We start from the raw sequence: 12,435 nt of genomic DNA, 5'->3' as shown, positions 1-12,435 counted from the left end.
CCCCCGCCGCTGCCAAAACGATTCGAATCGTCAAAGTCAGAGTCGGAAAACGAAAGTAAGGAGCTGCCGGACGCGACCATGTTCGGGCCTGATTCTTTCGTGGATGTCTTTGCGGCTTCGGAGGCTGTTGACTACAAACGGCGGGGCGAGTTCTTCGCCTCCTGGCTCAACCACTGCCGTGAACAGGGGGCTGCGACACAAGCATTGCATTGCGTTTGGTCTTACTTCGAGAGCTCCGAGCAAACGTACGGCGCTGACGAGGTGCTAGATGAAGCATTTCGCCTTAGCCTGGAGGTAGAAGGTAAGGACGCGGCATATCCATGGTTGGTGAAGGCGCACATCCATCGTAGCGGGTGGCAGAGCTGGTTCACATCCGAAAATGAGGCGATGGGCCGACTCGAATTGGCTGCAACCCATTTCGCGGACCGTTGGCTTTCCTACATCCGAGACACCTCAGTTCCGGTCCCCTACTACCGACGACGCGGCCACGGGTTGGTCATTGGCTATAAGTACCTGGTGCGATTCCTCGTCTTGGCTGGCCAGGTTGAGGTCGCAAGCGCCGTAACCGACACCTTCGTAGAAACTCTGGCCGATGAGGTGCAAGACCAGCCGATTCCGCCGTCCGCTTGGTTCAAGCCAAACAGCCCTGGGATCTCGAATGGCCTCGCTATGCTTTTCACTCGGCTGAAGTGGCCCGTGCCGAGGGCCCGCTTTCTCGTAGCAAGAAAAATTCGAGAGTTGTTGGAAAACGTTGTAACACGACCTGCGGCTACGGCCGCCTTGCTCGAGCATCTTCAGCGCTGTAGGTACGAATCTGAGACCTGCGAGATACTTAATCTGTTGATGCTCGCATCAGATGATGCTCGCCCACCTCATGACGTTGTGGCGTGCCGCATCAAGCATCCCTCAATCCTTGCTGACCTCCTGCTTGAGAAGACATTTGGGAACGGGAAAGCGATAGGCGGGTGGAGGCGAACATACTCCCCGGAGTTTCCTCGGGATTTCGAGCCGGCTTCCTATTTCGAAGAGCACAAGACAGCGCACGTGCCACCGGTGTATCGCAATCACTTCGTGGAGCTGGAGCGGCAGAGCGGATTTCCTTTTGAAACGCAATGGGCATTTGAATGGAAGAACATTTGCGAGTCGCTCGGCACTCGCTACACACGATATCCGTATTACTTCGGCGACTTCTCTGAGTTTCGTGAGGGCATCGTTGGACAGTTCTGGCAAAGAATGCGCGAGGCATATCTTTCGGCCTACCTGAGAACGCTCGCATTTGCCGTCTCGGAATTGGGCTTGCCCCAAAAGTTTGCAGAGAACTGGTGCCTAGAAATGGTTAACGGTATCCATGGCCTGAATGAGCTAACGCCAGTCCGTCGGCCAGATTGGCTCGGCGACTTTCCCGAAAGGGCTCTAGCGTCAGGAGACGAATTGGAGACAGTTGCTCGCGAGTTCATCGCTGCTATGCACAGAGATGGCATGCGACTCGCCTCCTTGAGGACACCCCTCGAGTCCTCGGTTGATAACTACGCGATATTGGACATCAGCTCTCACCTTGTAACTTCCGACTACGAGCCAGACGCCGACCCAAAGCTTTACGAGATGAGGCGAATTCTCCCGGTCGACAACCTGAGACTGGAGGGCGAGTTGTCGGCGCTACCGCTAAAGTCGATAGAGACCGAAGGGCAGTCAGGGTCCGAATTTGCTGTATGCGTGAACCTGACGCCCTTGCCCTTCGGTTGTTGGCAATCTGATGTGATTAGCGTCGGATTGCCCGTCCCTGAGCCGCATGTGGCGTCAGGCAATCTCCGTTGCACTACAGATGCGATCGAGTTGACAGACGCTTCAGGGGCGGTCATCGGAAGAACGATCACCTGGAACGATCACTGGGGGCCGCTGTATCCGCGCGAAGGCAGGACACGGTGCGGCGTGGCTGCATTTCTCAACTTAGCCGCGCTTGACGTTTCGCAAAAGCGCACGAAGCGAGAGTTGGCTTGGTCCATCGCAATAACCACCTGGCGACGCGAGGAAAGTCAGGAAGCCTATTCGGCCCACCGTCGATCCGTTTTCTTTAAGGACGTGTAGGTGCGGGAGAGCGTAGGGCCTGGCTGATCCTTGCTACTTGCCCTTCGCCATCCGCTTGCGAACCAACTCTCGAAAGATTTCGGCCGAAAATGCGCACCTGCGGCAATGGCAGCGACAATTACAGGAGACGGACGCCGCGGCGATGTTTGGTACTTTGGCTCGCCCGAGAACCTGATCGAAACAGCGGACTACCGCGTCAGCAAGTCACGGAAGAGTCCGCTGATCTCGGGCGCTGCGCCAATCAACCCTGAGCCGTAACCCACTTGGCTTCATTACTGACAGACCCTCGGAACACTGATGTCTGCTTTTGGCCGGTTCCGGTCGGTGGGAACTCGCTGGTCGACGTGCTGGCGAGTTGATCACGACCGATGGGTTCGAATGATCAACTCCATCGGTCTGCGCACAGGGCACGTAGTCAGGCCGCGACCTGGTGCTCGTAGTACGGGTGCCGCTTGTCGTCAAAAATCGCGTAGAGCGCGGCCAGGTTGGCCGGGTCCGGCCGCAGCCATGCGTCGACATGCTCGGGCTTGATGCTGATGATTGTCCGGTCGTGACCGGCGGCGGCGACCTCGGGCTCCGGGTCGTCGGTGATTGCGGCGAAGCTGTCCAAGTCTGGCAGCTTGCCGGCGGGGTCGGTCCAATGTGACCAGAGGCAGGCGACCAGCATCGGCTCGCGGTCGCGCGGGGTGAATTGGATCACCTGATTCTTACCGTCCGGTCCCTCGACGTTCTCGTAGAACGTGTCGACCACCAGCAGCGCGTGCGTGTGGCCGAATAGGTCCTTCCAGAAGCCCTCGAGATTGTCGCGCCGGGCGTTGTAGGTGCCCGGGTACTTCGTGTCGTACATCGCCGGCTTGCCGGCGGGGCGGCACTGGTAGCGCATCGGCTTGACCACGTAGCGGTCACCCTCGGCCACCAGGACCGGAACGTAGTTCCCTGGGTAGATGCGGCTGTCGCGGTTGAGCAGCTCGGTGCGCACCAGGTCGTCGAGGTCGCGCTGGGCGCGTGAGATCTTGTCGGTCGCGATGCGCTGGTCGTTGGTGGCCTTCTTCGTTGGCTTGGGCCCGGCCAGCACGGCCTCGGCCGCGGTCAGGCGATCGGTCTGCGCCTGCAGCTCGTCGCGGAGCATCACTTCGGCCGCCCGGTTCGCCTCGCGCACGGCCTTGGCTAGGGCCATGCCTTCCTCGTTGCGCACGTCGAGCAGCGAGTCGCGGGTGGCCTTGGGCAGCTTGCGGATCCAGCCGGGTCGGCCACCCATCTCGTCGATCAGCCGGACGAAGCCTTTGATGTCGAGCTCGCCACCCTGCTTGCGGTAGCGCCGCCAGTCCGCCCACACCTGCGCTGAGTAGCACATCAGTCAAACTCCATGGCGCCATGCTTGAGCAGCATCTCGCGCAGGCGCTCACGGGCCCATTCTCCGTTGGCCTCGCCGGCTTGGTCCAAGATGTAAATTTCTCGGGGAAGATATGCCTCCGCGAACAACTCATAGGTCGGCGATCCGCGGACCATGTCCGGCATCAGCGCGTCGAGCTGATCGAGGTGTTTCTGAAGGGTGGCCCTCGAGGCACCCCGCACAGGCGCGCCGTGGCGGCGCAGCATGTCTGCTAGGCGCTCGTCCGCCCAGTCCCAGTCAGCCGGTGCCACGCGCGAGGCGAAGTGATCTGCCTCTTCCGCGAATGTGTCCCAGAAGTCCGCGGGGGCCTCTTGCTCGGCGAGCAGTTGCACCACCATCTGCTCCAAGGCCGCAAGTTCCGCTTCCAGTTCAGCGCGTGTGTGCATCATCCGCGAAATCTAGCACCGCTTTGTCGCCCGGCGTGAGACGCCAAGTTCGTAGCGTTCGCCCCATGCCCAGACGCGAACCCAAGCCCGCCCCAGACTTCGCCGTCGACTTCCTGGCCGACTGGCGCACCGTCGTGCACGTCGACAACCCGCCAGCAATCGCCCAAGGCTGGACGCTGCACGGCACAGTGAGGAAGCACGGCAAGACCTATGCGCTCGCCTGGCGGAGAGGGATGACGAGTGCGTGCAACGAGCGTGGCGACCTGTTGAGCCTGACCGCGCTGGAGCGCAGCCACGTATCCCTAGCGGTGGAGTTCAAGTCGGCGCCAGGCTGGGAGACCGTTCCGAAGTACGAGCAGCCGCCAGGCCCCTTCATGTTCACGTGGGGCGGGTGAGGCGCATAGAAAGACGGCGCCACAAGGGCGCCGCTGGTGCTCAAAGGGGGCGGTGAGCTAACCCAAGGGGAGTGCCCCGCGCATCGGTTCCGCCTGGACGTTCCGTGCCGGCTGGCTTACGCCTGGCAGCTTGGTCGGTTTGGGCCTGACGTGCGGGGCAGGGACAGGTTAGGGTATGCGCATTCAGGTGAGTGCCGGCGATCAGCGGCCGAAGCTGTAGGCGGATCCCTGTCGTCCAGGCGCGAAAAAGCCCGCCGAAGCGGACTCGACAATTGCGGCGTGGCAGCGCCTCTTGTTCCGACTCCACCGCTACGAGCGGCCCACACTCTAGCCGAACCCGGCGAGTGGCTATCGGGTAATCCAGCAGCTATCGATCCCGAGCGGTACCGCCACTAGAAGCTGCAGCCCTTACTTGGCAGCTCCGCCTCCGTCTTCCCCCTGCCCCCCCCACAGCGTCCCGGGGGGTAGCCGCCAAACCATGCCACCCCTCGTTCTATGTGGAGGCGGCAAGGCGCGGAGACGGCGCGTCAGTTTGAATTTCTATTCATTAGCGGAGACTGACGCTGGTAGACAATTTGGACGTTCTATTACGCAGTTGGAACTTCTCTTAGGTCACACCAGATCAGCTTCTCGATCATCCGTCGTTATTCCACCGTCACCGACTTGGCCAGATTGCGCGGCTGGTCCACGTCGGTGCCACGCAGCACGGCCACGTGGTAGGCGAGCAGCTGCAACGGGATGGTGAACACGGCCGGCGCGATGAACTCGCCCACCGGATCGAGCCGCAGGGCCACGCCCTTGCCGGTTTCGGCATCCATGCCGGCGTCGCCGGCGGCGAACACGATCAGCTCGCCACCGCGGGCCTTCACTTCCTGCAGGTTGGACTTGAGCTTGTCCAGCAGCGGACCGCTCGGGGCGACCGCCACCACCGGCATCTCCTCGTCGACGAGGGCCAGCGGGCCGTGCTTGAGCTCGCCGGCCGGGTAGGCCTCGGCGTGGATGTAGGAGATCTCCTTGAGCTTGAGCGAGCCTTCCAGCGCCACCGGGTACTGCGCGCCGCGACCGAGGAACAGTGCGTGCTGGCGGTGGATGAAGCGTGCCGACAGCTCCACCACCTGCGGCTCCAGCGCCAGCGCGCGCTCGATCGCGCGCGGCAGCGAGATCAGCTGCTGGCAGAGGTCGGTGTAACGCGTGGTATCCAGCCCGCGCTGCTGCGCCAGCTGCAGGGTGAGCAGCGCCAGCGCGGTGAGCTGGGTGGTGAATGCCTTGGTCGAGGCCACGCCGATCTCCGGGCCGGCCCGGGTCATCAGCTTGAGGTCGGCCTCACGCACCACCGAGGATTCCGGCACGTTGCAGATCGCCAGCGTGCCGAGGTAGCCGCGGCGGCGCGATTCGCGCATCGCCGCCAGCGTGTCGGCGGTTTCGCCGGACTGGGAGATGGCCACGAAGAGGGTACCCGGCGGCACCACCACCTCGCGGTAGCGGTACTCGCTGGCCACCTCGACGCTGACCGGCAGGCGGGCGAACTCCTCGATCCAGTAACGCGCGACCATGCCGGCGTGATAGCTGGTGCCACAGGCGACGATGTGGATGCCCTGCACCTTGGCCAGCAGCTCGTCTCCGCCTACGCCGAAGATGTTCGGCAGCACGCCGTGCGGGCCGATGCGCGATTCCAGCGTGTCGGCCACGGCGCGCGGCTGCTCGAAAATTTCCTTCTGCATGTAGTGGCGGTATTCGCCACGCTCCACCGCGTCGGTGGACAGCTCGCTCTCGTGCACCGCGCGCTCGGCCGGAGCACCGTCGAGCGTGAACACCTGGACCGACTCGCGGGTGATCTCCACCACGTCGTTCTCTTCCAGGTAGATCATGCGGTTGGTCACCTGGATCAGCGCCTGGGCGTCGGAGCCGAGGAAGTGCTCGCCGATGCCGACGCCGACCAGCAACGGCGCACCCCGCCGCGCGCCGACCACGTGACCCGGCTCGTCGCGGCTGATCACCGCGATCGCGTACGCACCCTCCAGCTCGCGCGCCACTGCCAGCACCGCCTCGCGCAGGCTGCCGCCCTGGCTCAGACGCGACTCGACGAGCGCGGCGATGACCTCGGTGTCGGTCTCGGAGGTAAAGGTGTGCCCCTTGGCCTGCAGCTCCGCACGCAGCGGTGCGTAGTTCTCGATGATGCCGTTGTGCACCAGCGCGACCCGACCGGCCATGTGCGGGTGGGCGTTGGCCTCGTTCGGCACGCCATGGGTGGCCCAGCGGGTGTGCGCGATACCGGTGCCGCCCGGCAGCGGGTCGGCCAGATACAGCGCCTCCATCTCCCGCACCTTGCCCTTGGCGCGTACGCGGCGGATCTCGCCATCGTCCAGCACGGCCAGGCCGGCCGAGTCGTAACCGCGATACTCGAGCGCCTTGAGCCCTGCGATGAGCAGGGGCGCGACGTCGCGCTGGGCTACGGCTGCAACGATTCCACACATGTCGTCATTCCTTAGCTGGGGTCGGGCTCCTGGCCCGGCGGCCGCATGGTGGCGGCGATGGTTTCCAACATCCTTTCGTGCGGGAGACAGCTGCCGTCAGGGCACCCGCCGGCGCAGGTAGTTGAGCAGGTCGATGCGCGTGATCAGGCCCATGAAGCGCTCGCCATCCATCACGATCGCCACCAGCCCGCGCTCGAACACCGGCAGCAGGGCCTCGATCGGCGAATGCACGTCGATCTTCTGCAGCGAGGTGATCATCGCGGTGGACACCGGATCGCGGAAGCGCGACTGGTCGGCATGCACGTGCATCAGCACGTCCGATTCGTCGACGATGCCGACCAGCTGGTCGCCGTCCATCACCGGCAGCTGCGAGACGTCGTACAGCTTCATCCGCGTGTAGGCGGTCATCAGCAGCTCGTTCGGTCCGACCACCACGGTGTCGCGCTGGGCGAACGGGCGCAGCAGCAGGTCGCGCAGGTCGCCGTGCTGCTCGCGCTCGAGGAAGCCGTTGTCCAGCATCCAGTAGTCGTTGTACATCTTGGACAGGTACTTGTTGCCGGTGTCGCAGACGATCGATACCACCCGCTTCGGGCTGGTCTGCTCACGGCAATACCGCAGCGCTGCGGCGAGCAGGGTGCCGGCCGACGAACCGCCGAGGATGCCCTCCTTGGCCAGCAGCTCGCGTCCTGCCAGGAAACTCTCGCGATCGGGGATCGCGTAAGCCTTCCTGACCCGCGAGAAATCACTGATCGAGGGCAGGAAGTCCTCGCCGATGCCCTCGACCATCCAGCTGCCGGACTTCTCCGACAACGTGCCCTCGTTGATGTACTGGGCAAGGATCGAACCCACCGGGTCGGCCAGCACCAGCTCGGTGTGCGGCGAGTGCTCCGCGAAATAACGCGACAGGCCGGTCATGGTGCCGGACGAGCCGCAACCGAAGACCACCGCGTCGACCCGGCCATCCATCTGCTCGAGGATCTCCGGCCCGGTGGTCTCGTAGTGCGCGCGCGGGTTGTCGGGATTGCCGAACTGGTTGATGAAGTAGGCGCCGGGCGTCTCGCGGGCGATCCGCTCGGCCATGTCCTGGTAGTACTCCGGGTGCCCCTTGGCCACGTCCGAGCGGGTCAGCACCACCTCGGCGCCCATCGCCTTGAGGTTGAAGATCTTTTCCCGGCTCATCTTGTCCGGGACCACCAGGATCAGCTTGTAGCCCTTCTGCTGGGCAACCAGCGCCAGGCCGATGCCGGTGTTGCCGGCCGTACCCTCGACCAGGGTGGCGCCGGGGCGGATCTTGCCGGCCTTTTCCGCCGCCTCGATCATGGACAGGCCGATGCGGTCCTTGATCGAGCCGCCCGGATTGGCGCTCTCGAGCTTCAGGAACAGCTCGCAGCCCCCCGTCTCCAGATGGTTGGCACGCACCATGGGTGTGTGGCCGATCAGGTCGAGAACGCTGGCGTGAACCGTCATGGAAGCTCCGTGGCAAAGAACCGGGACAGGCAACCGGCCAACCCGCGGGTCGCCATGATAACCGAGTCCCTCCGGCCAGCACCGGGCAAGAAAAAAGCCCGGCATCCATCGGATACCGGGCCGTTGCCGCTGCCAACCGGCGTGACGTCAGTGCTGTCGCTGCGTTTGCGCATCCCAGATGCGTTGCAGGCGGTCCTTGGCGTAGAGCTTCTCGCGCTTCATCACCGCGAGCTTGGTTTCGGGAATGGGGAGCACGCCGATATCCGCATCGTGCACCTTGCTGTCGAGTTCCCGGTGGCGCTGGTACAGCGCGCGGAACTCCTTGTTGGACTTCAGCAATGCTTCGACGTCATCACGCGACTGGTTTTCGAACATGGGTCGACCTCCTCGCTGGGAAAGCGGGCGCGTGACCGGTGCGCCCGCGGCGTGGTGAGGCATGCGCAAACCGCCCGCACCGGGGAAACGGTGCGTGACAAGGACGGTTGGGGATACGGTGGGCGCATGCGACGGGTCAGGTTGTCCGCGCGGCGCATGTGCCCCGCGGATAACCGACGCTACTCCGCCGCCGGGGTGGGTGCAAGATCGTGCCATGGCACGACTGATGCTACTTGGGGGTTAGGCGAAAAACCTGTCGAAACAGCTTGTTGGGATCGCGGCGCACCCCGGGGACGGAGCGCGCCGGAGCGCCTCAGGGCTTGCCTTTCTTCTTGGCGGGCTTGGCCTCGGCCGGTGCCTGATCGCCCTCCATCTGGGAACGCAGAGCCCGTGCCGCCTGGGCCGCCAGGGCCGCCTCCCGCCGGGCGGCATTCGCGACCCGGCTCTGCGCCGCCGCCAGCTTCTTGGCATGCTCGGCCTCGGCCTTGGCCTGCTCGGCGGCCTGCGCCGCCTCCATGCCCTGCTGCTGCAGGCGCTGGGCCTCTTCCTGGGCGAGCTGATACTGCAGGCGCTGGCGCTCCAGCTCCAGCCGGGCCGCCTCGGCATCGCGCCGGGCCGACTCCAGCATGATCTGGTCGTGCTCGCGGTCGAGCTTGGCCAGCCGCGCCTGGGCATCCTGCAGCTGAGCGGCCGCCCGGGCCAGATCGACCCGGCGCTCGGCCAGGTAGAGGGCATGCGGACGCTCCTTCGAACGGGCGTCGGCCAACTGCGCCAGGGCGTCGCGGGCGCGCGCCTGCTCGGCCGTGGCGTAGTGTCCGAGCACCGGATCGTGGGCGAGCTGGTCGAGGCTGGTGGTCAGCCGGGCCAGGTCGATGTCGTCCTTGGCGGCGCTGGCGATACCGCTGCCAAGCAACAGGCCCAGGGCGAACAGGGCGGTCGTGAATCGCTTCATGGCTGACCCTCCTGGGCATTGCCTGCCGAGGTCGACGTGGCTGGCTGGGGCACGGTCTGGAAGCCGCCATCACCGCTTGGCATGGGCGCCGACAGCACCGAGGCGGAAGGGGCCGGCATGTCGCCGGTCAGCGCCGCGGCGGGAAGAGTGGCAGGCATCTGCGAGCGGCTGGAGAGCTCGGGATGGGCTTGCTCCATGGCCTCGCGCAGCCGCGCGTTTTCGTTCGTCTTGGTCTGGATCCTGGCCCGGACGTCGCCCAGCCGCGCCTTGGCCGTGGCCAGCTCGGCATCGGCCTGGGCCTCGGTGGCCAGATCGGCCGCATCGGCATACTTGCGCGAGGTCATGGCCGCCTGGGCCTGCTGGAACTTGTTCTGGGCGAAAGTCAGGTCCACCGGGGCGTAATCGGCCGCATCGGCGTCACGGGCTGCCTGCAATTGCGTCTGGGCAGCGCTCATCGCAGCATCCGGAGGCGGTACGCTTGCGCAGCCGCCCAGAACCATCAGGGCGACCAGGGGCAGGCTGCGCGTCCACCCGCAAGAACGGGGGGTACCGGCCTCAGGCCGGGAAAAGCTGTGCACCATCACTCAGTACCTCGTAGTGTTGCGTCGTATTGTCCGTGGGCATAATCGCCGGTGCAATGTAGTTGAATCCAGGGGACTTAAGGTGGATATCGGTTACTTCCTCAAGCTGATGGTGGACAAGGGTGCGTCGGACATGTTCCTGACCACGGGCGCTCCGGTGAACATCAAGGTCGAGGGCAAGCTCTACCCGCTGGGGAACACCGGCCTGCCGGGCGGCATGGTCAAGAAGATCGCCTACTCGCTGATGGACGAGGGCCAGGTGCCCCAGTTCGAGCGCGATCTCGAGCTGAACATGGCCCTGGCGGTGAAGGAGGCTGGCCGCTTCCGCATCAACGTGTTCAAGCAGCGCGGCGAGGTCGGCATGGTGATCCGCGCGATCAAGAGCGAGATCCCCAACGTCGAGCAGCTGCAGCTGCCGTCGATCTTCCGCGAGCTGATCATGGAGCAGCGCGGCCTGATCCTGGTGGTCGGCGCCACCGGCTCGGGCAAGTCGACCACGCTGGCGGCGATGCTCGACCACCGCAATTCCAACTCGCCCGGCCACATCCTCACCATCGAGGATCCGATCGAGTACCTGCACCGGCACAAGAAGTCGATCATCAACCAGCGCGAAGTAGGCCTGGATACCCACAGCTATCACGAGGCGCTGAAGAACGCGATGCGCGAGGCGCCGGACGTGATCATGATCGGCGAGATCCGCGACACCGACACGATGGAGGCAGCGATCGCCTTCTCCGAAACCGGTCACCTGTGCCTTGCGACCCTGCACTCCAACAACGCCGACCAGACGCTGGAGCGCATCCTCAACTTCTTCCCCGAGTCGGCGCACAAGAACGTGCTGATGAACCTGTCGCTCAACCTGCGCGCGGTGATCAGCCAGCGCCTGGTGATCGGCAAGGACGGCCGTCGCCTGCCGGCGGTGGAGGTGCTGCTGAACACCCCGCTGATCCGCGACATGATCCGCCGCGGCCAGATCCACGAGGTGAAGGAAGCGATGGACCGCAGCCTGCAGGAAGGCATGCAGACCTTCGACCAGTCGCTGTACCGGCTCTACAAGAGCGGCCGCATCGAACTGGACGAGGCGCTGGCCAAGGCCGACTCGCGCGACGGCCTGGCGCTGAAGATCCGCCTGGCCGAGGGCGGTGGATCCAACACCGACACCGAGCTGGCCGGCAACGACCCCTACGGCCTGGGCTTCTGAATCCCCTGCCTCGTCGCCGGCGCCTCAGGCGCCGGCAGGCGGGGCATCCGGCTGCCGCTCCGGCACCGCCGCCTGAAAGGCCGGCAAGGCCATGCACTCGGCCTGGATCCGACGGATCGCGGGGTAGGCATCCAGCGGCAGCTGCCAGCGAACGGCGTTGTAGAGCTGCGGGATCAGGCAGATGTCGGCCAGTCCCGGCTCGTCGCCATGGCAGAACGTACCGGTGGCCACGTTGTCGGCCAGCATCGCCTCGAACGCAGCCAGGCCCACGGCCATCCAGTGGCGGTTCCAGTCGGCCCGCTGCGCCTCGGTGGCGCCGAAGCGCGCCTCCAGTGCCTGCAGAACCCGCAGGTTGCCCAGCGGGTGGATGTCGCAGGCAATGGTCTGCGCCAGCGCCCGGACGCGTGCCCGGCCGCGCGGGTCCACCGGCAGCAGCGGCGGCTCCGGGACCATCTCGTCCAGGTATTCGACGATCGCCAGCGACTGGGTGAATACCCGCTCGCCGTCGACCAGCGCCGGCACCAGTTCCTGCGGGTTGATCGCCCGGTAGGTGGCCCCGTGCTGCTCGCCGCCATCGCGCACCAGGTGGACCGGGTGGTTTTCCCAGTCCAGCCCCTTCAGCGCCAGCGCGATGCGCACGCGGTAGGCGGCGGTCGAACGCCAGTAGCCATAAAGCGCGAGATCCTGAAGCATGGGCTGTCTCCTGCCGGGCCGGTGGGCGCCAAGCATACCCGGCCGCGTTTGCATCGCCGGAGGGGCGCCACGAAAATGAGCGGCCACGGCATCCCTTCCGGGTGCGGCCCCGCCGGCCGGCCCGCCATGCAGCAGCCCAACCCAGGAGTCCCGACGTGTCCTTCCTCCGCATGAGCGACCTCGATCTGCGCGGCAAGCGCGTGCTGATCCGCGAAGACCTGAACGTGCCGATCGAGGACGGCCGGATCACCTCCACCCAGCGCCTGGACGCCTCGCTGCCCACCATCAAGGCCGCGCGCGACGCCGGCGCCCGGGTAATGGTGCTGTCGCACCTGGGCCGGCCGAAGGAAGGCCAGTTCGACGAGGCCTCCTCGTTGGCGCCGGTCGCCGCCTGGCTCGGCGACAAGCTCGGCAAGCCGGTACGGCTGGGGGG

General features: G+C 65.2%; 12 protein-coding genes. 4 read left to right on the top strand and 8 right to left on the bottom strand.

Annotated elements, in window-relative coordinates; all coding sequences use genetic code 11:
- The coding region (locus C693_RS0117165) for a hypothetical protein (RefSeq protein WP_157798658.1) at positions 1-2,085 on the top strand (2,085 nt) is incomplete at its 5' end.
- Positions 2,086-2,500: 415 nt separating this feature from the next.
- Here C693_RS0117165 and C693_RS0117160 read toward each other — a convergent pair.
- Together C693_RS0117160 and C693_RS0117155 are read right to left on the bottom strand one after the other, a co-directional pair.
- A complete protein-coding gene (locus tag C693_RS0117160) occupies positions 2,501-3,439 on the bottom strand; it encodes an SOS response-associated peptidase family protein (protein WP_017463516.1) in 939 nt (312 codons plus the stop codon).
- Positions 3,439-3,867, bottom strand: coding sequence for a hypothetical protein (locus C693_RS0117155; RefSeq protein ID WP_017463515.1), 429 nt, complete (start codon positions 3,865-3,867; stop codon positions 3,439-3,441). The genes C693_RS0117160 and C693_RS0117155 overlap by 1 nt, the downstream gene beginning before the upstream one ends.
- 62 nt (positions 3,868-3,929) lie before the next feature.
- Between C693_RS0117155 and C693_RS0117150 the strand changes: the two genes are divergently transcribed.
- On the top strand, positions 3,930-4,259 hold the full coding sequence (locus tag C693_RS0117150) for a hypothetical protein (protein ID WP_017463514.1): 330 nt from the start codon (positions 3,930-3,932) through the stop codon (positions 4,257-4,259).
- 644 nt (positions 4,260-4,903) lie between these two features.
- On the opposite strand, the gene glmS is transcribed toward C693_RS0117150, so the two are convergent.
- The 5 genes from glmS to C693_RS0117125 form a co-directional block, all read right to left on the bottom strand.
- Entirely contained in the window at positions 4,904-6,733 is a 1,830-nt protein-coding gene (glmS, locus tag C693_RS0117145) for a glutamine--fructose-6-phosphate transaminase (isomerizing) (RefSeq protein WP_017463513.1), read from the bottom strand.
- A 96-nt stretch (positions 6,734-6,829) separates the two neighbouring features.
- A complete protein-coding gene (locus tag C693_RS0117140) occupies positions 6,830-8,200 on the bottom strand; it encodes a pyridoxal-phosphate dependent enzyme (RefSeq protein WP_017463512.1) in 1,371 nt (456 codons plus the stop codon).
- A 147-nt stretch (positions 8,201-8,347) separates the two neighbouring features.
- Positions 8,348-8,575, bottom strand: a complete 228-nt coding sequence (locus C693_RS0117135; protein WP_017463511.1) for a YdcH family protein — start codon at positions 8,573-8,575, stop codon at positions 8,348-8,350.
- Positions 8,576-8,888: 313 nt separating this feature from the next.
- Positions 8,889-9,527 (bottom strand): hypothetical protein, encoded by a 639-nt coding sequence (locus C693_RS0117130; RefSeq protein ID WP_017463510.1) that lies wholly within the window; start codon positions 9,525-9,527, stop codon positions 8,889-8,891.
- A complete protein-coding gene (locus C693_RS0117125; protein WP_017463509.1) occupies positions 9,524-9,982 on the bottom strand; it encodes a DUF4398 domain-containing protein in 459 nt (152 codons plus the stop codon). The genes C693_RS0117130 and C693_RS0117125 overlap by 4 nt, the downstream gene beginning before the upstream one ends.
- Positions 9,983-10,190: 208 nt before the next feature.
- On the opposite strand from C693_RS0117125, the gene C693_RS0117120 reads away from it, so the two are divergent.
- The gene (locus C693_RS0117120; protein WP_017463508.1) at positions 10,191-11,309 is read left to right on the top strand and encodes a PilT/PilU family type 4a pilus ATPase; all 1,119 of its coding nucleotides are present in this window, start codon (positions 10,191-10,193) and stop codon (positions 11,307-11,309) included.
- 24 nt (positions 11,310-11,333) lie between these two features.
- On the opposite strand, the gene maiA is transcribed toward C693_RS0117120, so the two are convergent.
- Positions 11,334-12,002, bottom strand: coding sequence for a maleylacetoacetate isomerase (gene maiA / locus C693_RS0117115; protein WP_017463507.1), 669 nt, complete (start codon positions 12,000-12,002; stop codon positions 11,334-11,336).
- A 155-nt stretch (positions 12,003-12,157) separates the two neighbouring features.
- On the opposite strand from maiA, the gene pgk reads away from it, so the two are divergent.
- Positions 12,158-12,435, top strand: a 278-nt coding sequence (pgk, locus tag C693_RS22095) for a phosphoglycerate kinase (protein ID WP_100243737.1), incomplete at its 3' end; no start/stop codon positions are given.

The sequence above is a fragment of the Dyella ginsengisoli LA-4 genome, from assembly GCF_000334915.1.
Classification (GTDB): Bacteria; Pseudomonadota; Gammaproteobacteria; order Xanthomonadales; family Rhodanobacteraceae; genus Dyella_A; species Dyella_A ginsengisoli_A.
Note: the sequence above shows the minus strand (reverse complement) of the source record. Positions and strands in the feature narration are given on the sequence as shown.

Excerpts from the sequence above, each read along its gene's own strand:
- maiA (WP_017463507.1), bottom strand. The coding sequence starts at position 12,002 with ATGCTTCAGGATCTCGCGCTTTATGGCTACTGGCGTTCGACCGCCGCC.
- C693_RS0117150 (WP_017463514.1), top strand. The coding sequence starts at position 3,930 with ATGCCCAGACGCGAACCCAAGCCCGCCCCAGACTTCGCCGTCGACTTC.
- C693_RS0117130 (WP_017463510.1), bottom strand. The coding sequence starts at position 9,527 with ATGAAGCGATTCACGACCGCCCTGTTCGCCCTGGGCCTGTTGCTTGGC.
- C693_RS0117135 (WP_017463511.1), bottom strand. The coding sequence starts at position 8,575 with ATGTTCGAAAACCAGTCGCGTGATGACGTCGAAGCATTGCTGAAGTCC.
- C693_RS0117125 (WP_017463509.1), bottom strand. The coding sequence starts at position 9,982 with ATGAGCGCTGCCCAGACGCAATTGCAGGCAGCCCGTGACGCCGATGCG.
- C693_RS0117160 (WP_017463516.1), bottom strand. The coding sequence starts at position 3,439 with ATGTGCTACTCAGCGCAGGTGTGGGCGGACTGGCGGCGCTACCGCAAG.
- C693_RS0117140 (WP_017463512.1), bottom strand. The coding sequence starts at position 8,200 with ATGACGGTTCACGCCAGCGTTCTCGACCTGATCGGCCACACACCCATG.
- glmS (WP_017463513.1), bottom strand. The coding sequence starts at position 6,733 with ATGTGTGGAATCGTTGCAGCCGTAGCCCAGCGCGACGTCGCGCCCCTG.
- C693_RS0117155 (WP_017463515.1), bottom strand. The coding sequence starts at position 3,867 with ATGATGCACACACGCGCTGAACTGGAAGCGGAACTTGCGGCCTTGGAG.